This window comes from Streptosporangium sp. NPDC004631, assembly GCF_053601935.1.
The window spans coordinates 1-21795 of sequence record NZ_JBSGCR010000042.1 but is presented as its reverse complement, the minus strand read 5'-3'; the positions used below and the strand labels follow the sequence as shown (position 1 = coordinate 21795).

Sequence of the window (21795 nt, the reverse complement as noted above, 5' to 3'; positions counted from 1 at the left end):
CACTCCGCCCGGTGCGACACGGGTGCCTTGTCGCGTCGCCGAATGGCTTGTCGCGGAGACCTCTTTTCCGCCGCCCTCCGGTGGTCTTGGCGTGCTTTCCGATATTCCCGCGGCCTCTCGGTGTCCATCCGGCGCACGCTTGACGCTGACCCGGCGTCTCCGTTGTTCCTCACCGTTCCCCATTGTTTCCCGCCGTTTCCACGACGCTCTCCGGTGTCTTCTCCGGTGCTCTTCCCCGCCTCTTCCGTCGCCTCTTCTGCCGGTTAGAAATCCCATCTGACCTGTGCTGATCACAATATGTGAGTTACATGTGTGCGAAGAGTGACTAGGGGGAATCTTGAGTCAAGCAGGCTGTCATGCAGTGACACATAGTGATAAGCGCTGATTCGGGAGAGGAACATATGCACTCTCTGGAGGTAAGTCCCGGTCGTGCCACCGCTCTGGTGACAGGACTGGCCTGTTGCCTGGTCATGACCATTGGTGTTCCCGCGGACGCCCGGCCTCGTCACAACGGCCCGTCTGCCGACGAGGTCGCGGAGGCGAGATCCAAAGCCGTCGAACGGAGTAAACAGTTGGGCGTCGTCACGGCTCTGCTCGCCAAGGCCCGGACCCGGTTGGAGGAGCTGACCGTCCGGGCCGGGGAGGCCGGGAAACGGGTCGAGGGCCTCGGTGCCGGATCGGGCGCCACGGAGAACATCTCCGGCCCCTCCGGGAAGGCGAGCGATCGGACGGGCGGCGCCCTGACCGGGCTGGACGGGGCTGAACCGTCCCAGCCGGTGGTTTCCGGACGGCTGGACGAGGGGCGGGGGACCCCGGCCGGGCCTCAGGTCCAGGCGGTCTCCCACGACAACCCGGGGGCGGCCGTCTCCCCCGACGGTCCGGGGACGGCGGTCGCCCCCCAGGACAACCAGGCGGCGGCCGTACAGGTGGCCGCGCCGGGGACGACGGCTGCGACGGCGGCTACGACGGAGGCCGTGGCGAGGGTCGCGGCCGAGCAGGCCGCGGCGGCCGTGACCAGGCAGGCGGCGGAGGTCCGGCGGCTCATCGGAGAGCGGGCCCGCCTCCTGGTGGAGACCGAGGCGGCGCGGAGCGCCGCGGACCGGCTGGTCGAGCGGCGGCAGACGGCCCAGGAGAAGAGCCGGGTCGCCAGGGACCGCGCCAGATACGGCAGGTACCGGGCCGCCGCGATGGCGCGGCTGAGGGCGCGGGCCGTCGTGGCCCGTAAGGACACCGCGCCGACCTGGGCGCTCAACAAGTCATCCGGGTCGGCGCCCGGCGACATCGCGGCCGACTGGGCGCTCACCCAGATCGACAAGCCGTACCTGTGGGCGGGAGCGGGCCCCCGCAGCTACGACTGCTCGGGACTGACCATGCAGGCGTGGGCGCGGGTCGGAGTCAAGATGGGCCACTGGACGGGCACCCAGTGGACCTCGGGCCGGCACGTGCGGCTCAATCGGCTGCGCCGGGGTGACCTGCTGTTCTTCGGCCGCCGTACCCGCAACCACACCGGCATCCGGCACGTGGGGATCTACATCGGCAGGGGTCTGATGGTGCACGCCCCGCGGACCGGGGACGTCGTCCGGGTCGCGCCGATGTGGCGCAGGGACCTCATCGGCGCGACCCGTCCGGCGTGATGCTCAGTGCTGCTGACTCTCGGCGCGCTTGACGGAGCGCACGATCTCCTCCTCGGCCTCGACCCGGCCGACCCAGTTGGCGCCCTCGACCGACTTGCCCGGCTCCAGGTCCTTGTAGACCTCGAAGAAGTGCTGGATCTCCAGGCGGTCGAACTCGGCCACGTGGTGGATGTCGCGAATGTGCTCCATCCGGGGGTCCGTGGCGGGGACGCAGAGAACCTTGTCGTCGCCACCCTTCTCGTCGGTCATGCGGAACATGCCGACCGCGCGGCACTTGATCAGGCAGCCGGGGAAGGTCGGCTCCTGAAGCAGCACCAGGGCGTCGAGGGGGTCTCCGTCCTCGCCCAGGGTGTCCTCGATGAAGCCGTAGTCGGCGGGGTACTGCGTCGAGGTGAAGAGCATCCGGTCGAGCCTGATCCGCCCGGACTCGTGGTCCACCTCGTACTTGTTCCGTTGCCCCTTGGGAATCTCAACGAGAACGTCGAACTCCACCGCTGTTCCTCCGCTCAAGCCCCCCGGGCACCCCCGGGCGGGCGTTAGTGTCTCGTAGACGTAATACCTGTTGGGTACCGATTGGTGAAAGGTCGGCGACGTGATGCGGCGTGAGCGGTGGGTGGCCTTGGTCACTCTCGTCTTGCTGCAGCTGTTCGTCGTCGCGGCCGGCGCCCACCTGCTCACCAGCGATGTGCTGATCGAGAAGGCGCCCGAACCGGTCGCTTCGGCTGAGTCGCCTCCCGCCCCGGTCATCACCGCGGGTCCGGTGCTGGCCGCTGGGGGGAGCGGACCTCTCCCTGCCAAGGGTACTTTGGCCGGGCGGCTCACCAAGGCGCTGGGGGACCCCGCGCTGGGAGATCGCGTCGGAGCCGCCGTTCTCGACGCCGAGACGGGCGCCGTGCTGTTCGGCAGCGGCGAGGAGACGGGCATCACCCCGGCCTCCACCACCAAGGTCGCCACCTCGGTCGCCGCGCTGGCCTCCCTGGGCCCCGACGCCAGGATCGGCACCCGCGTGGTGCGCGGCTCCGCACCGAACTCGATCATCCTGGTCGGCGGGGGCGATCCCACCCTGACCGCGGCCACGTCGTCCGCCTTGGCCGCTCGGCCCGTCTACCCCCAGCCCGCCTCGCTGGCCACCCTCGCCCTGCGGACGTCCAAGGCGCTCAAGGCCGCAGGGGTGACCAAGGTGACCGTGGCCTACGACGACGGCCTCTACACCGGGCCGCGCACCGCCTCGACCTGGAAGCCCGGCTACGTGCCCGAGGGCAGCGTCGCCCCCGTCACGGCACTCATGATCGACGAGGGCAGGGCCGCCCCGGGCAGCCGCCGCAGGGTCTCCGACCCCTCCCGTGCCGCGCACGCCGCGTTCGTGTCGCTGCTGTCGAAGTACGGTGTCGCGGTCTCCAAGTCGGCTCTCCGGGCCAAGGCCCCGGCCGGTGCCGCCGAGCTCGCCAGGGTCGACTCGGCGCCGGTCTACGCGCTGGTCGAGCGGGCGCTGACGCTCAGCGACAACGACCTGTCGGAGGCACTGGCCAGGCAGGTGGCCGTCAAGGAGGGCCGGCCGGCCTCCTTCGACGGCGCCGCGGTGGCCGTCCGGCAGGTGCTGGCCCGGCTGAAGGTCGCCGACGGCGTGCGGGTCTTCGACGGCAGCGGGCTGTCGCCGAGGAACCGCATCGCCCCCGCGGGGCTGGCCCGGCTGGTCGCGGCGGCGGCCTCCCCGGCCAACCCGCACCTGCACCCGATCATCAGTGGCATGCCCGTCGCCGGATTCACCGGCACCCTCGGTCATCGGTTCGGTAAGAACGACTCCGCCCACGGCCTGATCCGCGCCAAGACCGGCACCCTCGACGGGGTCAGCGCGCTGGCCGGCATGACCACCACGCGAGACGGGCGGCTGGTGACGTTCGCCTTCATGGCCGACGACGTTCCCGCGGGCTGGGGGAGGGCGGAGGCGGCCCTCGACCGGCTCGCCGCGACCGTCGCCGCGAGCTGACCGGGGGTTCGGACCGCGCGGACGGACCGGAGACCACGTACGGTGGACGGTATGCAGGTGATCGACTGGGATCTTGCCGTAGCGACCGGAACGCGCCTGGTGCGCCCCGGGCCGCAAGTGAGCCGAGAGGAGGCCCGCCGGGCGGTCGAGGAACTGCGCCGACTCTCCCGGGTGGCCGAGGGGCATGTCCGGGAGTTCACCCGAATCGACACCGAGACCGCGCCGCAGCCCGCGACCATCGTCGACAGGCCCGGCTGGATCAAGGCCAACGTCGAGGGCTTCCGGGTGGTGCTGGAGCCGCTGACCGAGCGGATGGCCGCGCGTAAGGACCAGACGCCGGCGATCGTGTCCGCGGTGGGCTCGCGCATCACCGGGGTCGAGGTCGGTGCGGTGCTGGCCTTTCTCGCCTCCCGCGTCCTCGGCCAGTACGAGCTGTTCCTGCCGCCCGACCCCTCGGGCAGGGAGGCCGCCGGCCGTCTCACCCTGGTCGCGCCCAACATCGTCCACGCCGAGCAGGAGCTCAACGTGGACCCGCACGACTTCCGGCTCTGGGTCTGCCTGCACGAGGAGACCCACCGGGTGCAGTTCACCGGCGTGCCCTGGCTCCGGGAGTACGTCCGCTCGCAGATGACGGAGTTCCTTCTCGCCTCCGACATGGATCTCAGCACGCTCCTGGACCGGCTCCGCTCGGCCGCCGACGCGGTCGCCGACGCCGTCAGGGGCGGCGAGGGCAACCTGATCGACGCGATCCAGACCCCCGAGCAGAAGGAGTTCCTCGACCGGCTCACCGCGGTGATGACCCTGGTCGAGGGGCACGGCGACTACGTCATGGACGCGGTCGGCCCCTCGGTGGTCCCCTCGGTCGCCGACATCCGCGCCAAGTTCCACCGCCGCCGTGAGGGCGGCTCCCGCCTGGACCGCACGGTCCGCAGGCTGCTCGGCGTCGACCTCAAGATGAAGCAGTACGCCGAGGGGTCCACTTTCGTCCGCACCGTGGTCGAACGGGTGGGCATGGATGGTTTCAACAAGGTCTGGACCTCCCCGGAGACCCTCCCCACCCAGGAGGAGATCGGCAGTCCGGAGCGCTGGATCGCCAGGGTGATCGGCACCCCGGCCCTTCCCGAGGCCGACACTCCGGCCCTTCCCGAGGCCGGCGGCACAGCCGGTCCCGAGGCCGGCGGCGCGGCCGGCTGATCCGGGGGCCGGAGGCGCGGGCGGACGGCCGGAGACCGGACAATGGCGGTCATGGGTCCGCCTCCCGCCGTCGCCGATGTCCGCCGTGCCGTACGGCTCGCGCTGGACGACCTGCCGTCAGGCTCCCTCGTGCTGGTCGCCTGCAGCGGCGGCGCCGACTCCCTGGCGCTGGCCGCCGCCGCGGGGTTCGTGGCCCCCCGTGCCGGGTTCTCGGCCGGCCTGCTCACCGTCGATCACGGCCTGCAGGAGGGTTCCCCGCGGCGGGCCGCCGACGTGGTACGGCTCGCCGCCGTCCTCGGCCTCGCCCCCGCCGAGGCGCTGAGCGTCTCGGTCGGCACCGAGGGCGGCCCCGAGGCCGCGGCCAGGCGGGCCAGGTACGCCGCGCTCTCGGAGGCGGCCGGGCGGCTCGGGGCGGACGCCGTGCTTCTCGGGCACACCATGGACGATCAGGCGGAGACGGTGCTGCTCCGGCTGGCCAGGGGGAGCGGGACGCGGTCGCTGGCGGGGATGCCGGCCAGGGCGGGGCTGTATCGCAGGCCGCTGCTCGGACTCGGCCGCCGGACGACCGTGGCGGCCTGCGCGGCGCTCGGGCTGAGTCCGTGGGACGACCCGCACAACCTCGACCCCCGCTACAGCAGGGTCAGGGTCCGTGAGCGGCTGCTGCCCGCGCTGGAGGACGAGCTCGGCCCCGGCGTCGCCGAGGCGCTCGCCAGGACCGCGACCCTGTGCCGGGACGACGCCGACGCCCTCGACGGCTGGGCCGACGCCGCCTACGCGCGGGCCGTCGTCCATGATTCAGCTCTTAGCGATATCGGCGCGGTGGTGCTGGCCGTACCGGAGGTCGAGGGGCTGCCCGCCGGGGTGCGGCGGCGGGTACTGCGCCGGGCGGCGATCGAGGCGGGGTCGCCGCCCGGTACGCTCTCCGCGTCGCACGTGCTTCAGGTGGACCGTCTGGTCACCGGATGGCGCGGGCAGCGACGTGTGGAGGTTCCCGGGGGGGTTGGAGCGGTCCGCCGATATGGCACGCTGATATTCGCCAGACAGCCAGCAAGTCCCGTCTCGTAAGGAAAAATCCCAGGTGGACGCAGCCGACATGGGCAAGGACCTCGCACGGGTCCTGATTCCGGAGGAAGAGCTCCAGACCAAGATCAAGGAGATTGCCGGCCGGATCGACGAGGACTACGCGGGCAAGGACCTGCTGATCGTGGGCGTGCTGAAGGGCGCGGTCATGATCATGGCCGATCTGGCCAGGGCGTTGCACCTGCCGGTCGAAATGGACTGGATGGCCGTCTCGTCCTACGGGGCCGGCACCAGGACCTCGGGTGTGGTGCGGGTGCTCAAGGACCTGGACACCGACATCGCCGGCCGCCACGTGCTGGTCGTCGAGGACGTCATCGACTCCGGGCTGACCCTGTCGTGGCTGGTGCACAACCTGAAGTCGCGAAACCCCGCCTCCGTGGAGATCTGCGCCGCGCTCCGCAAACCGGACGCGGTCAAGGTGCCGATCGACGTGAAGTACATCGGTTTCGACATTCCAAACGAGTTTGTGATCGGTTACGGTCTCGACTACGCGGAGCGATATCGTAATCTCCCCTTCATCGGAACGCTCGCCTCGCACGTGTACGGCGCGAGTTGAAAAAGTACGCCCTGGGCGAAGCGGGCTCTCCGCGAACACGACATTGGTCATAGCGGAGGGGAACACGCGCCCACCTGACGTACGTTGGTAGGGCAAAGCCGGTACTGTCCGGGCAGTTACTCTGCGCGGCGCGCCGGTGTACCTTCGGACAACCGAGGAGATGGCCCCCCGCGTCATCCCTCGGTAGTCAGTTGGAGCGGTTAGGGATACCGCGAACCCCGGGTCCGCCCGGGGTTGCCAGGCCATGGTCAGGAAGGGACGGGCCCGCCGGGGTTCCGCATCGGATGGATCTCAAGCGATTTACACGTGGGCCACTGCTGTGGATCCTGGGCATCGTCGTGCTGCTCCTGCTCGTCACCACGATGTGGGGCGGCGACGGCAACTACACGAAGGCAGACACCTCCAAGATCGTTAGTTGGATCGACGAGGGCAAGGTCTCCAACGCGAAGATCATCGACAAGGACCAGCGCATCGAGGTCACTCTGACCGACAAGCAGCGCTACTACTCCTCGTGGGTGACCGGCCAGGGCGTCCAGCTCGCAGACCGGCTCGAAACCGCCGCGAAGAACGGCAAGCTCGCAGGTGGCTACACCGTCGACGTGCCGAAGGAGAACTTCCTCCTCGGCCTCCTGGTGAGCTTCCTGCCCATCGTCATCATCGTGCTGCTCTTCCTGTTCATCATGAACCAGATGCAGGGCGGCGGCTCCCGGGTGATGAACTTCGGCAAGTCGAAGGCCAAGCTCATCACCAAGGACACCCCCAAGACCACCTTCGCCGACGTCGCGGGTGCCGACGAGGCCATCGAGGAGCTCCAGGAGATCAAGGAGTTCCTCCAGGCCCCGGCCAAGTTCCAGGCGATCGGCGCGAAGATCCCCAAGGGCGTTCTGCTGTACGGCCCGCCGGGAACCGGCAAGACCCTGCTCGCCAGGGCCGTCGCCGGTGAGGCCGGTGTGCCGTTCTACTCCATCTCCGGCTCCGACTTCGTCGAGATGTTCGTCGGTGTCGGCGCCTCGCGAGTCCGCGACCTGTTCGAGCAGGCCAAGGCGAACGCTCCGGCGATCATCTTCATCGACGAGATCGACGCGGTGGGCCGCCACCGCGGCGCCGGTCTCGGCGGTGGTCACGACGAGCGCGAGCAGACGCTGAACCAGCTTCTCGTCGAGATGGACGGCTTCGACGTCAAGGGCGGCGTGATCCTGATCGCCGCGACCAACCGGCCCGACATCCTGGACCCGGCCCTGCTCCGTCCCGGCCGTTTCGACCGCCAGGTCACCGTCGACCGTCCCGACCTGGAGGGCCGCAAGGGCATCCTGCGGGTGCACGGCAGGGGCAAGCCGTTCGCCGAAGGGGTGGAGCTCGACGTCATCGCCCGCCGGACGCCCGGTTTCACCGGCGCCGACCTGGCCAACGTGATCAACGAGGCCGCGCTGCTCACCGCGCGCGCCGACCAGAAGCTGATCACGATGGAGATGCTTGAGGAGTCCATCGACCGCGTGATGGCCGGTCCGGAGCGCAAGACCCGTGTCATGTCGGACCAGGAAAAGAAGATCATCGCGTACCACGAGGGCGGTCACGCCCTGGTCGCGCACGCGCTGCCCAACTCCGACCCGGTTCACAAGATCACGATTCTGTCCCGTGGCCGCGCCCTCGGTTACACGATGACGCTGCCGATGGAGGACAAGTTCCTCGCGACGCGCTCGGAGATGATGGACCAGCTCGCGATGCTGCTCGGCGGCCGTACGGCGGAGGAACTCGTCTTCCACGAGCCCACCACCGGTGCCGCCAACGACATCGAGAAGGCCACCTCCATAGCGCGCCGCATGGTCACCGAGTACGGCATGAGCGAGCAGCTCGGCGCCCGCAAGTTCGGTTCGGGCAACGCCGAGGTCTTCCTCGGCCGGGAGATGGGCCACGAGCGCGACTACTCCGAGAAGATCGCCTCCACGATCGACGAGGAGGTGCGCCGCCTCATCGAGGCGGGCCACGACCAGGCCTGGGAGATCCTCGTCGAATACCGCGACGTGCTCGACAACCTGGTGCTCGAACTCATGGAGAAGGAGACCCTCTCCCGCCAGCAGGTGGTGGAGATCTTCGCTCCGGTCGTGGTCAGGGAGAAGCGCCCCTCCTACTCCGGCTACGGCAAGCGGCTCCCCTCGGACCGCCCGCCGATCCTGACCCCGAAGGAGCAGTCCGGCAACGGGGCGCTCCCCGCGGGGGCCGGCCACACCGACTCCGTGCCCAGGGACGGTAATTAAGCGTGAGTGTCAAGCTCCTCCAGGTCGACTCCGACCGGCTGGAGAAGGCCGTTCGTGAGATCCTCATCGCGATCGGTGAGGATCCCGACCGGGACGGCCTTCAGGAGACCCCGGCGCGTGTCGCCCGCGCCTACGCCGAGCAGTTCGCCGGGCTGGGGCAGACACCTGAGGACGTGCTGACCACGGTCTTCGACGTGGATCACGACGAGATGGTGCTCGTCAGGGACATCGAGGTCTACTCGACCTGCGAGCACCACCTGGTTCCCTTCCACGGCGTCGCCCACGTCGGCTACATCCCGAACGAGAAGGGACAGGTGACCGGGCTCTCCAAGCTCGCCCGCCTCGTCGACGTGTACGCCCGGCGCCCCCAGGTGCAGGAGCGGATGACCTCCCAGATCGCCGACGCGCTCATGAGGGTGCTGGAGCCCCGGGGGGTCATCGTGGTGATCGAGTGCGAGCACCTCTGCATGACCATGCGCGGTGTCCGCAAGCCCGGCGCCAAGACCATCACCTCGGCGGTGCGCGGCGACTTCCGTGACAGCGACAAGACCCGGGCCGAGGCGATGGCCCTCATCCTTCGCTGAGCCCTGAGCCCTGAGCCCTGAGCCCTGAGCCTCACGGCCGGGGCCGGGGCCGGGACTCTCGGGCCGGAGCCCTTGAACGTACAACATCCCGGCTTCTCCGAAGCCGTCCGCAGCGCCTTGTTCGGACCGTCACGGCGGCCTGAACAAGGTTTCTGCCTTATGGCCCGGTTCGAAAGCCCTCCGCTCTCCCCGTGCTCGGGCTAATATCGCCACACTTGCCAAGGTCCGGCATGCTCCGAGCCCCCGATCCGGATGCTTCGTGACCAGCCGGTCCCGGCCGCGGAGCCCCGCCGGGCAAGCCCGATCGAGGGTGGCGGGGGTACGGCGGGGCCACGGCCGAGTCCGCTGGAGCGCCAGGATCTGGGTGGAGGAAACGCATGGCCGGCAGGCCCCCTGAGCGGTCCGTCGAGCGACGGCCGACCATCTCGCGGCGGACGGGGTGATTCGTTATGCCACAAGCCGGACCCGCGATATGGGCGAAGAGCGGACAACGCCTAGGCTTGTCCGCATGACTACGTGGAGGGTGCCGGGGATGCCCGATGAGGGCCGATGCCTGGTGATGGGCGTGGTCAACGTCACCCCCGACTCCTTCTCCGACGGTGGGCGGTGGTTCGATCCGGCGACGGCCGTACGGCACGGCCTGGACCTGGTCGAACAGGGGGCCGACCTCGTCGACGTGGGTGGGGAGTCCACCAGGCCGGGTGCGGCCCGGGTGTCGCTGGAGGAGGAGCTGGCCAGGGTCGAGCCGGTCATCCGGGAGCTGAGCCGCCACGGTGTCACGGTCAGCGTCGACACGATGCGGGCCGAGGTCGCCCAGGCGGCCGTGGAGGCCGGCGCGAAGCTGGTCAACGACGTCAGCGGCGGCCTGGCGGATCCGGCGATGCCGCGGGTGGTGGCCGCGTCCGGGGTGCCGTACGTGGTGATGCACTGGCGGGGCCACAGCCACGCGATGGACAGCCGGGCGGTCTACGGTGACGTCCTCACCGAGGTGCGGGAGGAGCTGTCCAAGCGGGTCGCCTCCGTCCTGGCCGAGGGGGTCGCCGAGGACCAGATCGTGCTTGACCCCGGCCTGGGCTTCTCCAAGAACCCCGAACACAACTGGGCCCTGCTCGCGGGCGTCGACCAGCTCGCCGAGCTGGGCTACCCGCTGATCATCGGGGCCTCGCGGAAGCGTTTCCTGGGGCGCCTGCTGGCCGATCCGGACGGCACTCCGCGCCCCTTCGGCCGCAGTGACGACGCCACGCTCGCCGTGACCGCCCTTGCCGCGGCGGCGGGGGCGTGGTGCGTGCGAGTACACGACGTACGCCCGAACGCGGACGCCGTCCGCGTGGCCGCAGCAGTCCAGAGAGCGAGATCATGAGCGTCGACACCACCGCCGTCGAGACGGTCAACCAGGCGTTCTACACCGCGATCGAGAACGCCGACCTCGACCGGATGACGGAGATCTGGGCCGAGGACATCGACGGCGAGCAGGTCAGCTGCGTGCACCCGGGGTGGCCGATCGTGAACGGCCGTCAGGAGGTGCTGCGCTCCTGGGCCCTCATCATGGCCAACACCCCCTACATCCAGTTTGTGCTGACCGACGTCCGTGTCATGGTCCTGGGCGACGTCGCCGTCCTCACCTGTGAGGAGAACATTCTCACCGCGGGCGACGAGGGGGACTCCAGTTTCGCCGCGGGCAAGGTGGTGGCGAGCAACACCTTCGTCAGGGCGGCGGAGGGATGGCGGCTCTGGTTACATCACGGTTCACCTGTGCTGCAGGGCGACGACGACGAGGAGGAGGAAGCCGCGTGACGGATCGGATCAGCGTGAGGGGCCTGCGGGCACGGGGACGGCACGGAGTGCTGGCCGCGGAGCGGGAGCTCGGCCAGGAGTTCGTCGTCGACGTCACGCTCTTCCTCGACACCGCCCCCGCGGCGGCCGAGGACGATCTGGCCAGGACCGTGGACTACGGGCAGCTCGCCCAGGACCTGGTGAAGGTCGTCGAAGGCGAACCGGTCGACCTGATCGAGACGCTGGCCCAGCGCTTGGCGGACGTCTGTCTCGCCCCCGAGCCGGTGCTGTCGGCGGAGGTGAGCGTGCACAAACCGGCCGCGCCCATCCCGCTGCCGTTCGACGACGTGATCGTGACGATCACCCGGAGCCGGGCATGAAGGTTGTGCTGGCGCTCGGCAGCAACCTGGGCGACCGGTTCGACACGCTCCAGGGCGCGCTCGACTCGCTCTTCGACAGCCGGGAGCTGGAGTTCGTCGCGGTCTCCCCGGTCTACGAGACCGACCCGGTCGGCGGTCCGGATCAGGGGGCCTATCTCAACGTGGTGGTGATCGCGCGCAGCGACCTGGAACCCAGGATGCTCCTCGATCGTGCTCAGAGTGTGGAGAACGCCTTCGGCCGGGTCCGGGTGGAGCGCTGGGGAGCGCGCACCCTGGACGTCGATCTGATCAGTGTGGGAAACGTCGTCTCGGACGACCCCGAGCTGACACTGCCGCACCCCAGGGCGCACGAGCGCGCGTTCGTGCTGGTGCCGTGGGTGCGGGCCGACCCGGACGCCGTCCTGGGCGGGCGGCCGGTCGCCGACCTGCTCTCCGGCCTGGACCAGGAGTACGTACGGCTCCGCCCCGACCTGACCCTGCAGAGCCCCGAGTGAGGCCGAGCCGTCCCGGCGTGCTCGTCGGCCTCTTCGCGGTGTTCGCGGTCCTCACCTGGGGGCTGCTGAACCCGCTCTACTCGTCGTTGCCCGCCGTACCGTGGACCGCGATCCCGACGGTGTTCCTGCTCGCGCTCGGCGAGGTGTACAGCGGGTGGATGACGAAGGCGAGGATCGAGCGCAGGCCCGACACCAAGCCGGTCGAGCCGCTGGCCGTGGCCCGTCTCGTGGCCCTGGCCAAGGCCTCCGCGTACGCGGGGGCGATCTTCGCGGGGATCTTCGCCGGGTTCACCCTCTACACCGCCGACCTGCTGGAGCGGGGCGTGCCCCGCCGGGACTTCCTGATCGCCGGCGGGTCCTTCATCGCCTGCGTGATCCTGATCTGCGCGGCCGTCTACCTGGAGTACTGCTGCAAGGTGCCCAAGGACTCCGAGGAGGACCGCTGACCCCTCGGTCCGCCGAGGGGTGGCGCGCCCGTCCGCCGGGGCGTCCGGTCAGAGGGCGTTTCCGGACCCGTTCCCGAACCCGTTTCCGGTGAGCACCCGTCTCCGGCCGAAGACCAGCAGGAACGGCAGGGTGCAGAGCAGCGGTCCCACGACGGCCAGCGGGCGCTCCAGCCACCAGAACAGGTCGGGCGGGATCCGCGCGCCCGGCGGGCCGCCGGACACCAGCCAGGCCAGTCCCACCCAGACCGCCATGCCGGTGGTGTGGAACAGGAACAGCGGCAGCGCGAACCTGTTGATCGTCTCGTTGGCCCGCTGCCACCCGGAACGCTCCAGCAGGCGCTCCATGAACGGCCGCACCACCTCCACCAGGCCGATCTGGAAGATCAGCAGTGCCACGATGACGAAGGTCGGCGGTGCCATGTTGGACAGCTTGTCGCCGGGCACCCCCACCATCGAGCCCGGGTAGATCCCCGAGTAGACCAGGCCGAAGAGCGCGAACAGCCCGGTCCACAGGGTGGCGACGTCCAGTCGGCGGGGCAGCGCCACCATCCGCTCGTAGAAGAACCCCGCCTGGTGCGCCAGCCCCCAGACCAGCACCATGTTGAGCCAGCCGGCGGCCTCGTAGCCGTACCGCAGCCGCAGCACGTCGACGGCCAGGGCCGCGCCGCCGAGCCAGATGAGGACCAGCACGTCGAAGCGCCGGTGCAGCCAGAGCATGACGGGGAGCAGGGCGATCAGCATGAGGTAGACGCCGATGAACCAGAGCGGGCTGAGCACGAGCAGCACGACCCGGTCGATCCAGTCGATCTCGAACACCCATCGGACGATCCCGCCCACCGCGATCCACGCCCCGGCCAGCGCCAGCGTCGGGATCGACAGGCTCCGGATGCGCCGCCACACGAAGCTCCCGATGCCGATCCCGCGCTCACAGGCCCGGTTCCACGAGAGCAGGTGGACGTACCCGCCCACGTAGAAGAAGATCGGCAGCACCTGGAACAGCCAGGTGAGGATCCACAGCCCCGAGGTGAAGCCCAGCGGGCTCGTCGGCGAGGGGCCGTCCGTCCCCCAGCGCAGGATCGTGAACGCCCAGTGCCAGAGCACCACCACGGTCAGGCTGATCGCGCGGAGCCAGTCGACGTACCTGTCCCGCCGCCCGTCCCCCGCGCGGGGCACCGTCTCCGCGCCGTGCTCGATCATGCTGCCCTCCGGTGGGTCACTTGTCGATGTCGCCCACGACGAAGAACATCGAACCGAGAATGGCCACCATGTCGGAGATCAGGTTGCCCGGCAACATCTCGCGGAGCACCTGGACGTTGTTGTAGGACGCCGAGCGGAGTTTCAGCCGCCACGGGGTTTTCTCGCCGCGGGAGACCAGATAGTAGCCGTTGACGCCCAGGGGGTTCTCGGTCCAGGCGTAGGTGTGGCCCTCGGGAACCTTCAGCACCTTGGGGAGGCGCTGGTTGATGGGCCCCCGGGGCAGCTCGCGGAGCCGTTCCAGGCAGGCGTCGGCCAGGTCCAGGGAGACCTTGACCTGCTCCAGCAGCACCTCGAACCGGGCGTTGCAGTCTCCGGCCGACCGGGTGACGACCCGGACCGGCAGCTCGCCGTAGGCCAGGTAGGGGTCGTCCCTGCGCAGGTCGAGGTCGACCCCGGCGGCGCGGGCGATCGGGCCGCTCACGCCGTACTGCATGATCGTCTCACGGTCCAGCACCCCCACCCCGACCGTGCGAGCAAGGAAGATCTCGTTGCCGGCGATCAGGCGCTCGATGTCGGGCAGCCGCCGCCGCACGTCCGCCACGGCGCGGGAGACCCGTCCCAGCCATCCCAGCGGCATGTCCTCCTTGAGGCCGCCGACCCGGTTGAACATGTAGTGCATCCGCCCGCCGGAGATCTCCTCCATCACCGCCTGGAGGGTCTCGCGCTCCCGGAACGCGTAGAAGACGGGTGTGATCGCGCCGAGCTCCAGCGGATAGGAGCCGAGGAACATCAGGTGGCTGAGCACCCGGTTCAGCTCGGCCAGCAGCGTGCGCGTCCAGACCGCCCTGACCGGCACCTCCATGCCGAGCATCCGCTCCACCGCGAGCACCACGCCCAGCTCGTTGGCGAACGCCGACAGCCAGTCGTGCCGGTTGGCCAGCACGATGATCTGCCGGTAGTCGCGGACCTCGAACAGCTTCTCCGCGCCGCGGTGCATGTAGCCCACGATCGGCTCGGCCGAGGCGATCCGCTCCCCGTCCAGGGTGAGCCGCAACCGCAGCACCCCGTGGGTGGACGGGTGCTGCGGCCCGATGTTGAGGATCATGTCCTCGGTCGCGAGCTCCTTGCCGCGTGTGCCCGCCACGGCGTCCGCTCCGGCCCCGATCCCCACGTTCACTTCCCGGGGCGCGCCCTGGACACGAGGCTCAGTCATAAGCCCCATGCTGCCACGTCAGACACGCGAGACGAGATCCCACAGAGCCGTGATCAGACGGTCGACGTGCTCGGAGGTGGTGCCGATGCCGATGGAGGCCCGGACGGCCGAGGCGGCGGCGTCCTCGCAGCCGCCGTTCCCCGTGCCCAGCAGGTGGCGGACGAAGGGGTGGGCGCAGAACTTGCCGTCGCGGACGCCGATGCCGTACTCGCCGGACAGGGCCTCGGCGACCTCACGGGCGGTGAAGCCGTCCACCACGAAGGAGACGATGCCGACGCGCGCGTGGTCCGGCCCCCAGAGCGAGAGCTCGTGAACCCCCTCGATCCCGGCGAGACCGGCGCGCAGCTGGCCGAGAAGGCGCTCCTCCTCGTCCACCAGCACGGACCAGCCGGTCGAGGTCAGCGCGTCGCAGGCGGCGGCCAGCGCGATCGCGCCGAGCACATTCGGCGTACCGGCCTCGTGACGGGCCTCGGGGTCCTCGTGCCAGTGGACGCCGTCGTCGTTCACCGCCCGCACCGCGCCGCCACCCTTCAGGTACGGCTCGGCCCGCGACAGCCAGTCGGCGCGGCCGATCAGCGCCCCGGCCCCGAACGGGGCGTAGAGCTTGTGACCGGAGAAGACCACGTAGTCCAGGCCGAGCGCGGTCAGGTTGAGACGGCGGTGCGGGACGAGCTGGGCGGCGTCGACGAGGACGCGGGCGCCGTGGCGGTGGGCGATGTGGGCCAGGGCGGCGATCGGCCACAGCTCGCCGGTGACGTTGGAGGCGGCGGTCACCACCAGCAGCTTGGGGCCGTCGATCTCGGCCAGGGCCTCGTCCGCGGCGCGGACGGCCTCGCCGGGGAAGGCGGGGATCGCGAGCCGTACCGCGTTGGCCCACGGCAGGAGCGAGGCGTGGTGCTCGGTGTCGAAGACCACGACGGTGGTCCCCTCGGGCAGGCTGCGGGCCAGCAGGTTGGTGGCGTCGGTGGTGTTCCGGGTGAAGATCACCGCGTCGTCGGGGCGGGACCCGGTGAAGGCGCGGACCGTGTGCCTGGCCTGCTCGTAGCGGGCGGTGGTCAGCTGCGAGGCGTATCCCGCGCCGCGGTGGACGCTGGAGTAGGCCGGGAGCGCGGCGGCGACGGCGGCGCTCACCGGCTCCAGACAGGGGGCGCTGGCGGCGTAGTCGAGGTTGGCGTACGGGATCAGCCTGCCGCCCTTGATCGGGACCTCCAGGTCCGAGCCGAGCACGGCGGGGATCCGACGGTCTTGCGAGGCGCGGCTCGCCGGGACGGTCACGGCGGCGGGAACGGCGGGGGTGAAGATCGTCAGTGTGGACACGCCAACTCTCCTTCGAGGTCATCGGACCCCAACCGTGGCGTTGGTGCGTGGAGCCCGCGCTTGCCCGGCACGCTCCGCGCCGGACCAGGTCCTCACCCGGGGCACCCCGCCGCGGACGCGAGGGTTGCCGGCCAGCGAGCCGGGGCTTGTCACTGGCACTCATGACCTACGGGGGGAACTATAACCGACCCCCGCCAGGACTCCGCAAGTCGACAGGAGGCGGAGCAGCCTGAATCCGTGATCAGGGTCATTGACGGTGTAAGCGCTATTACCATGCTTGTGTGCACTTTGATCCTTGGAATCCGGAATTCGTCGCCCACCCCTACGACGTCTACACGGAGCTGAGGCGGCAGCGGCCGGTCAGCTTCTTCGAGCCGACCGGTCAGTGGCTGGTCGCCCGGCACGCCGACGTCAACGCGCTGCTCCGCGACCGCAGGCTCGGCCGCTCCTACCTGCACGTGGCCACCCACGCCGAGTTCGGCAACCCGGACGACCCCGAGTTCCAGGATCCGTTCTGGCGGGTGGTCAGGGCCGGGATGCTGGACGTCGAGCCGCCGGTCCACACCCGGCTCCGGCGCCTGGTCTCCAAGGCGTTCACGCCGCGCATGGTCGAGGCGCTCCGCCCCAAGGTCGCCCAGATCGCCGGGGAGCTCGTGGACGCGTTCGTCGAGCGCGGCGGAGGGAACCTCATCGCCGAGGTGGCCGAGCCGCTCCCGGTGACGGTGATCGCCGAGATGCTCGGCGTGCCCGAGGCCGACCGGCACCTGCTCCGGCCCTGGTCGGCCGATATCTGCGGGATGTACGAGCTCAAGCCCTCCATCGAGGCCCAGCACACCGCCGTACGCGCCGCCGAGGAGTTCTCGGACTACCTTCTCGGCCTGGCGCGCGCCCGCAGGACCGACCCCGGCGACGACCTGATCAGCGCGCTGGCCCTGGTCGCCGACGAGGGCGACAAGCTCACCGAGGAGGAGCTGGTCGGCACCTGCGTGCTGCTGCTGAACGCCGGGCACGAGGCCACCGTCAACGTCACCGGCAACGGCTGGTGGTCGCTCTTCCGCAACCCCGCCGAGCTGGAACGGCTCCGCGCCGACCACGGCCTGCTGCCCACCGCGATCGAGGAGCTGATGCGCTGGGACACCCCGCTGCAGATGTTCGAGCGCTGGGTTCTGGAGGACATCTCGGTGGGCGGCGTCGACATCCCCCGGGGCACCGAGGTGGCACTGCTCTTCGGATCGGCCAACCGCGACCCCGAGGTGTTCGCCGACCCCGACCGCCTGGACGTCGGCCGGGTCGACAACCCTCACATCTCCTTCGGCGCCGGCATCCACTTCTGCCTGGGCGCTCCGCTGGCTAGGGTCGAGCTGATGGAGTCCTTCGGCGCCCTGCTCCGCAAGGCCCCCAAACTCGAACTCGCCACCGAACCCGCCTGGGGCCCCGGCTACGTCATCCGCGGCCTGACCGCCCTTGAGGTCCGTGTCTGATCGGAACGGGCAAGGGGATGGGACACACCGACGAGGTCGGCCTGATGACAGTTTTCGCATAGTTGATCAAAAAGAGTGGCATTTGTTGTGATGTGGGTCCAGGGAGAGGTTGGCCGACTCTGGGCCGACGCCTTGGTGATCCCTCGCTCGAACGGTCTCCCCTCCGGCAGCCGGTGAAGTGCCGGTGCCACCATGCCGGGAAGAGGGCGATGGTGGTTCGCCATGGCGATACCTATGATCATCTTTATGCCCGAGGTGACTTTCCGCCCGACCGCTCGCACTCTGCTGGTCGACGACCAGGACAGGCTCCTGCTTCACCGCGCGGTGCTGATCCAGACCGAGAGTCCCTCCTATGCCTGGCTGACCCCCGGTGGTGGTGTCAATGACGGTGAAACTCTGAATCAAGCCGCGGCCCGTGAACTTCGCGAGGAGATCGGGCACTCGGCCGAGCCCCATGAGTTCGGCTTCCCCGTGGCGGTCAGTTCGGGCTACTGGTCGACCGCCGAAGGCCGGGTGTTCTTCGCGACCGACTCTTTCTTCTTTCTCCGCGTTGGAGAACTGGAGGTCGACACCTCAGGTATGGACGACGAAGAACGGGCGCTGACCGACCGCTTCCACTGGTGGACACTGACCGCGCTCAAGGAAACCGACGAATCAGTCATTCCTATCGGCTTGGCCCCGTTGATGGAACGCCTGCTTGCCGGCGACCTCCCCCACGAGCCGGTCATCCTTTCCTGGCATCTTCCTGACCTCTCTCACGAGGAACTCAAGTAATTGATCGTTCGGCCACTCCCAGGGGGCGATCAACCTCTGCGGCTGTGCCGCACTTCAGGATGCGCCGGTACGGCAGGCCAGGGCATGGAGCTCTGCCGGAAGAGGGCCGGGGGCATAGAGCATGCCGGAGATGAACGTGGTCACCGAGGGGCGGCACGTTTCTTGAGGGGCTGCTCGCTCAGCGGCCAGGAGTGCGCTCACCGCGCGGTCAGGTCGGCCGAAAGCCTCCCATGCGCGGGCGGTGTCGATGCAATAGCGCGCGTATCGCTCCGGGCTGGGCAGCAGACGGGAATTGATGGTGCGGGCATGGTCGAGAGCGAGACCAGGTTCGCCGAGTGCGGTATGGATGCCGATCCGGTAGACGGCGACGTTGGCCGGTGTCGGTGTATGCGCGCGGCCAGGTCGGCTCTGGGGAAGGTGCGCCGCCGCAGTCTCGGCTTCTTCGATCAGCTCGATTGCCTGGGGGCGTCGGCCGTTTTGAGCACAGGCGTAGGCGGCGGTACACAGCAGGGCGGTGTAGATGCTCAATGCCGGGGAAACGGGGGTCTTGGTTCCCACCTCCAGGCTCAAGGCGGCCCGGACCAGCAGGTCGGTCGCGCCGGTGTGGTGGCCTTGGCGGCGCATGGCGATCGCGACTTGGCGACTGGCCGCTGCGATCACGATCGGGTCGCCGCAGACATGGGCGGCGGTCAGGGCTCGATCGGACATCACCCAGGCCATGCCGTCCTGGTTGAGCTTGGTGGCCAACTCGGCAGCCAAGAGGTAGGCGTCGGTCAGCAGAAGATGCGCCTGGTCGCCTACGGTGCCGGTGGCCTGGCCGGCGGTGGCGATGGCGGTGGTGATCAGACCGGGCAGGGTTGCCGACAGTTCGCCGTACTGGGCGGTTCCAAAGGCGTCCTGCGCGGCTGCGACGGAGTGAGCAAGTTGATCGACGCTCACGGGAGCACCGGCGGTCCCGGCGGTGCTGGTGGTGAGAAGTTGTTCCAGGCGGCCGGTCATGGTGAGGGCATTGGCCGACTCAGTCGCCGTACTCAGGAACGCCGCCCCGCTGAGACCTGTGAGACCTGTGATGAATCGGCGTCGCTTCACGGTCTCGTCCTCCCCCGCACGGGCGGGATCAACACTATCCCGCCCGTGCGGGGGAAAGGGAGAAAGCGGGGGGTCGGCTGTTTGAGTGGTATCTTCCGCCAACCCCAGCCAACGAGGTGGAATGTGCAGTTCCCTGGCGAGCAGGCGCATCGTGCCGATGTCGTGCAGGGCCTGGCGTCCGCGCTCCAGCCGAGAGATCGTCGGTCCGGAATATCCGATTCGTGCGCCCAGTTGCTCTTGGGTGAGCCCACTGGCCAAGCGGACGAGTCGTACGACACGACCGTAATGGCCCAAGACGACCGCCTGGTGTATCTGCGCCTGCGCGGTCAGGCCGTGGATGTCCTGCATGAGGTCACCAATTCGACAGGGACTTCATCCTAGATCGGATGCGTCCACCGATTCGGTTGCCGTGCGTGACAACCTCCTTACCGAAGAGGTTTTTGTGTACTCTGCAAACGATCTTGCGAGATGTGCAAAAGCGCTGTATTGACGCACGCTGCTGAGGTGTCGTGAAAGGTACGCATCCCCTTTCACGGATCGGAGCAGAAAATGACCGCGACCACCGAGTTCCCCACCCGAGGCGACCTGGTTCACCCGCGGACGCTGATCGACACCGGTCTGTTCGACCGGCTGGTCTTGCGCGTCGTCCACGACCACCACATCGGCGTTGAGGAAGCCGAGCAGATCATGGAGCAGACGCTGGCGTTCCTGCTGGCCTGCGCATTGCGTCCCTGGATGCGGCTGGCGCCCTCCCCGCAGGTGGATCTGGGCTGGCACGCCTTCATCGTCTACACCCGTGAGTACGCCCTCTTCTGTACGCGTGTCGCGGGTCGCTTCATCCATCACACTCCCGACGACGAGACCACCGAGCCCGCGCGGCCCGCAGACGACACGGCGGCCGTCGACCAGACGACGACGGTGATGCGGGAGCTCGGCCTGCCCGTCGCCAAGGCACTGTGGCCGCGGCCGGCCGACTGCACCAGCAAGTGCCATCAGTGCCACGCGGGCTGCTACAACAGCCCTGAGAAGCGCTGATTCTCCCGTAGGGGGCGGCCTAGAGTGAGCGGGTGACCAGGCTCTCGTGGGATGACCTGCCCGCGCAGGTGCGCGATATCGCAGTCGCTCTGTGCGGGGTGCCGCTCCGGGTCACCTCGGCCGCGCCGGGATTGACCCGCGGGGTTGCCTGCCGTCTGGACACCGAGCGCGGTGGCTATCTCATCAAAGCCGCTCCCGTCGGCGCGCCGATGGCCCATCACTACGTGCGTGAGCGGGCGGCCAACCGGTTCCTGCCTGATGGGGTTCCCGCTCCGCGAATGATCTGGAGCGGGAACCCGGCCGGGTGGATCGTGATGCTGTTTGAGTGGTTGCCACAAGCCCGCACCGCGGACCTTTCTCCCAGTTCCGCGGAACTGGCGCAGGTCCTGACCGCCCTGGACCGGTTGCCGAAGCTGCTGACCCCGTGCCCGTGGCATCGGGCTCCTGAGGTCACAGCCAAGGCGGAGGGGCTGCTTCGTGCTGCGGATGCCTTCCTGGCCGACCCTTCCCCGGGATTTCCCGCCGCGCGGTTCGCGACGGCGATCGCTCAGGGGTGGAGCGTGAACACGTTGCGGGGGCCGACGCTGTTGCACGGTGATCCGCACGAGGGAAACTTTCTCATCGATGGCAGCTGGGTGTACTTCATCGACTGGTCACTGGCTTGCCGGGGAGCGGCGTGGGTGGATATCGCCCTGTTGATGCCGCGCCTCATCGCCGCCGGTCACACTCCCGGCCAAGCAGAAGACGTCGTTCGTCAGATGCCTGCTTGGCAGGGGGTTCCCGCCGATGCCGTCACCGCGTGGGCCGCCGTCCACGCCCTGTTCGCCGCACACATGGCGCGCACCGGTCCTCTTCATCATCGGAGGCTACGAGCCCGCACAGCAGCGGCAGGGAGGGCGTGGGTGGAGTACAGGCTCGGTTGACGAGTGCCGGTTGGCAGGAATGGCTGCACGAACGCCGTCTGGGACGTCCCGGATTGTACTGAGGTCTACCAAGAGCACCATGCCGTGAACGTTGGCGAGGTTGATGAGGGGAGGACGCGGGCGGGTCGGGTAACGACTCCGGCCGCCCGCGTCACGCACGGGTCCGGTCAGGTCATTCTTCAATGCCGGAGTCCGTGTGAGTGGGACGGCGCGGCGGTGATTGGGGAAGGGGAGCCGCCCCGGGAGGCGGTTTGTCGTTATTCGTCGCGTTTCCGGGTGCTGTCCGCTAGGAGTGCGAGGACTTCTGCTTGGCGGTAGCGGCGGTGTCCGCCGAGGGTGCGGATGCTGGTGAGTCTTCCTGCCTTCGCCCAGCGGGTGACGGT

At 69.3% G+C, this 21795-nt stretch carries 21 protein-coding genes, 1 pseudogene and 1 riboswitch; of the genes and pseudogenes, 16 read left to right on the top strand and 6 right to left on the bottom strand.

The genetic code is table 11. The features are described 5' to 3' along the window. The first annotated feature begins 572 nt into the window (after positions 1–572). The gene (locus ACWEF2_RS29030; protein ID WP_453819502.1) at positions 573–1634 is read left to right on the top strand and encodes a C40 family peptidase; all 1062 of its coding nucleotides are present in this window, start codon (positions 573–575) and stop codon (positions 1632–1634) included. Positions 1635–1637: 3 nt separating this feature from the next. Here the strand turns inward: ACWEF2_RS29030 and ACWEF2_RS29025 are convergent, their stop codons facing one another. Next, entirely contained in the window at positions 1638–2126 is a 489-nt protein-coding gene (locus ACWEF2_RS29025) for an inorganic diphosphatase (RefSeq protein WP_453819501.1), read from the bottom strand. A 121-nt stretch (positions 2127–2247) separates the two neighbouring features. Between ACWEF2_RS29025 and dacB the strand changes: the two genes are divergently transcribed. The 11 genes from dacB to ACWEF2_RS28970 all read left to right on the top strand — a co-directional run bounded on the left by dacB (position 2248) and on the right by ACWEF2_RS28970 (position 12383). Next, the gene (gene dacB, locus ACWEF2_RS29020) at positions 2248–3621 is read left to right on the top strand and encodes a D-alanyl-D-alanine carboxypeptidase/D-alanyl-D-alanine endopeptidase (protein WP_453819516.1); all 1374 of its coding nucleotides are present in this window, start codon (positions 2248–2250) and stop codon (positions 3619–3621) included. Between the two features lie 51 nt (positions 3622–3672). Next, the gene (locus ACWEF2_RS29015) at positions 3673–4815 is read left to right on the top strand and encodes a zinc-dependent metalloprotease (protein WP_453819500.1); all 1143 of its coding nucleotides are present in this window, start codon (positions 3673–3675) and stop codon (positions 4813–4815) included. A 42-nt stretch (positions 4816–4857) separates the two neighbouring features. Then, entirely contained in the window at positions 4858–5880 is a 1023-nt protein-coding gene (gene tilS, locus ACWEF2_RS29010) for a tRNA lysidine(34) synthetase TilS (protein ID WP_453819499.1), read from the top strand. Between the two features lie 13 nt (positions 5881–5893). Then, the gene (gene hpt, locus ACWEF2_RS29005) at positions 5894–6451 is read left to right on the top strand and encodes a hypoxanthine phosphoribosyltransferase (RefSeq protein ID WP_355599915.1); all 558 of its coding nucleotides are present in this window, start codon (positions 5894–5896) and stop codon (positions 6449–6451) included. A 284-nt stretch (positions 6452–6735) separates the two neighbouring features. After that, positions 6736–8706, top strand: coding sequence for an ATP-dependent zinc metalloprotease FtsH (gene ftsH, locus ACWEF2_RS29000; RefSeq protein WP_453819498.1), 1971 nt, complete (start codon positions 6736–6738; stop codon positions 8704–8706). Positions 8707–8708: 2 nt separating this feature from the next. Then, on the top strand, positions 8709–9290 hold the full coding sequence (folE, locus tag ACWEF2_RS28995; protein ID WP_453819497.1) for a GTP cyclohydrolase I FolE: 582 nt from the start codon (positions 8709–8711) through the stop codon (positions 9288–9290). 508 nt (positions 9291–9798) lie between these two features. After that, positions 9799–10650, top strand: coding sequence for a dihydropteroate synthase (gene folP / locus ACWEF2_RS28990; protein ID WP_453819496.1), 852 nt, complete (start codon positions 9799–9801; stop codon positions 10648–10650). After that, positions 10647–11084, top strand: a complete 438-nt coding sequence (locus ACWEF2_RS28985) for a nuclear transport factor 2 family protein (RefSeq protein WP_355599919.1) — start codon at positions 10647–10649, stop codon at positions 11082–11084. Before folP ends, ACWEF2_RS28985 begins: the two co-directional genes overlap by 4 nt. Then, positions 11081–11443 (top strand): dihydroneopterin aldolase, encoded by a 363-nt coding sequence (gene folB, locus ACWEF2_RS28980; protein ID WP_453819495.1) that lies wholly within the window; start codon positions 11081–11083, stop codon positions 11441–11443. The genes ACWEF2_RS28985 and folB overlap by 4 nt, the downstream gene beginning before the upstream one ends. Continuing rightward, positions 11440–11937 (top strand): 2-amino-4-hydroxy-6-hydroxymethyldihydropteridine diphosphokinase, encoded by a 498-nt coding sequence (gene folK, locus ACWEF2_RS28975; RefSeq protein ID WP_453819494.1) that lies wholly within the window; start codon positions 11440–11442, stop codon positions 11935–11937. Before folB ends, folK begins: the two co-directional genes overlap by 4 nt. Then, complete coding sequence (locus ACWEF2_RS28970) at positions 11934–12383, top strand: DUF3180 domain-containing protein (protein ID WP_453819493.1); 450 nt, start codon at positions 11934–11936, stop codon at positions 12381–12383. The genes folK and ACWEF2_RS28970 overlap by 4 nt, the downstream gene beginning before the upstream one ends. Positions 12384–12431: 48 nt before the next feature. Here the strand turns inward: ACWEF2_RS28970 and ACWEF2_RS28965 are convergent, their stop codons facing one another. From ACWEF2_RS28965 to ACWEF2_RS28955, 3 genes are read right to left on the bottom strand one after another with little or no spacing between them, the layout of a single operon-like run. Next, positions 12432–13580 carry an acyltransferase family protein gene (locus ACWEF2_RS28965; RefSeq protein ID WP_453819492.1) on the bottom strand — a complete coding sequence of 383 codons (1149 nt, stop codon included), beginning with the start codon at positions 13578–13580 and terminating at the stop codon, positions 12432–12434. A gap of 16 nt (positions 13581–13596) precedes the next feature. After that, positions 13597–14793: an NADH-quinone oxidoreductase subunit D gene (locus ACWEF2_RS28960; protein WP_453819491.1), complete on the bottom strand. Its 1197-nt coding sequence runs from the start codon at positions 14791–14793 to the stop codon at positions 13597–13599. Positions 14794–14811: 18 nt separating this feature from the next. Then, positions 14812–16110, bottom strand: coding sequence for an aminotransferase class V-fold PLP-dependent enzyme (locus ACWEF2_RS28955; RefSeq protein ID WP_453819490.1), 1299 nt, complete (start codon positions 16108–16110; stop codon positions 14812–14814). A 51-nt stretch (positions 16111–16161) separates the two neighbouring features. Continuing rightward, positions 16162–16277: riboswitch (SAM riboswitch) on the bottom strand. A gap of 114 nt (positions 16278–16391) precedes the next feature. Between ACWEF2_RS28955 and ACWEF2_RS28950 the strand changes: the two genes are divergently transcribed. Both ACWEF2_RS28950 and ACWEF2_RS28945 read left to right on the top strand, forming a co-directional pair. Next, the gene (locus tag ACWEF2_RS28950) at positions 16392–17591 is read left to right on the top strand and encodes a cytochrome P450 (protein ID WP_453819489.1); all 1200 of its coding nucleotides are present in this window, start codon (positions 16392–16394) and stop codon (positions 17589–17591) included. A 222-nt stretch (positions 17592–17813) separates the two neighbouring features. Further along, on the top strand, positions 17814–18365 hold the full coding sequence (locus ACWEF2_RS28945; protein WP_453819488.1) for an NUDIX hydrolase: 552 nt from the start codon (positions 17814–17816) through the stop codon (positions 18363–18365). A gap of 54 nt (positions 18366–18419) precedes the next feature. On the opposite strand, the gene ACWEF2_RS28940 is transcribed toward ACWEF2_RS28945, so the two are convergent. Beyond that, positions 18420–19802: a helix-turn-helix domain-containing protein gene (locus ACWEF2_RS28940; RefSeq protein WP_453819487.1), complete on the bottom strand. Its 1383-nt coding sequence runs from the start codon at positions 19800–19802 to the stop codon at positions 18420–18422. Positions 19803–20003: 201 nt separating this feature from the next. Here ACWEF2_RS28940 and ACWEF2_RS28935 point away from each other — a divergent pair, with 201 nt between their 5' ends. Further along, positions 20004–20489 carry a glycine-rich domain-containing protein gene (locus ACWEF2_RS28935; protein WP_453819486.1) on the top strand — a complete coding sequence of 162 codons (486 nt, stop codon included), beginning with the start codon at positions 20004–20006 and terminating at the stop codon, positions 20487–20489. 32 nt (positions 20490–20521) lie between these two features. Next, positions 20522–21412, top strand: coding sequence for a phosphotransferase family protein (locus ACWEF2_RS28930; protein WP_453819485.1), 891 nt, complete (start codon positions 20522–20524; stop codon positions 21410–21412). Between the two features lie 257 nt (positions 21413–21669). Here ACWEF2_RS28930 and ACWEF2_RS28925 read toward each other — a convergent pair. Next, positions 21670–21795: pseudogene (locus ACWEF2_RS28925) on the bottom strand (MerR family DNA-binding transcriptional regulator); the annotation flags it as partial.

Excerpts from the sequence above, each read along its gene's own strand:
- ACWEF2_RS29015 (WP_453819500.1), top strand. The coding sequence starts at position 3,673 with ATGCAGGTGATCGACTGGGATCTTGCCGTAGCGACCGGAACGCGCCTG.
- tilS (WP_453819499.1), top strand. The coding sequence starts at position 4,858 with ATGGCGGTCATGGGTCCGCCTCCCGCCGTCGCCGATGTCCGCCGTGCC.
- ftsH (WP_453819498.1), top strand. The coding sequence starts at position 6,736 with ATGGATCTCAAGCGATTTACACGTGGGCCACTGCTGTGGATCCTGGGC.
- folP (WP_453819496.1), top strand. The coding sequence starts at position 9,799 with ATGACTACGTGGAGGGTGCCGGGGATGCCCGATGAGGGCCGATGCCTG.
- ACWEF2_RS28985 (WP_355599919.1), top strand. The coding sequence starts at position 10,647 with ATGAGCGTCGACACCACCGCCGTCGAGACGGTCAACCAGGCGTTCTAC.
- folK (WP_453819494.1), top strand. The coding sequence starts at position 11,440 with ATGAAGGTTGTGCTGGCGCTCGGCAGCAACCTGGGCGACCGGTTCGAC.
- ACWEF2_RS28965 (WP_453819492.1), bottom strand. The coding sequence starts at position 13,580 with ATGATCGAGCACGGCGCGGAGACGGTGCCCCGCGCGGGGGACGGGCGG.
- ACWEF2_RS28960 (WP_453819491.1), bottom strand. The coding sequence starts at position 14,793 with ATGACTGAGCCTCGTGTCCAGGGCGCGCCCCGGGAAGTGAACGTGGGG.
- ACWEF2_RS28945 (WP_453819488.1), top strand. The coding sequence starts at position 17,814 with ATGGCGATACCTATGATCATCTTTATGCCCGAGGTGACTTTCCGCCCG.
- ACWEF2_RS28940 (WP_453819487.1), bottom strand. The coding sequence starts at position 19,802 with ATGCAGGACATCCACGGCCTGACCGCGCAGGCGCAGATACACCAGGCG.
- ACWEF2_RS28935 (WP_453819486.1), top strand. The coding sequence starts at position 20,004 with ATGACCGCGACCACCGAGTTCCCCACCCGAGGCGACCTGGTTCACCCG.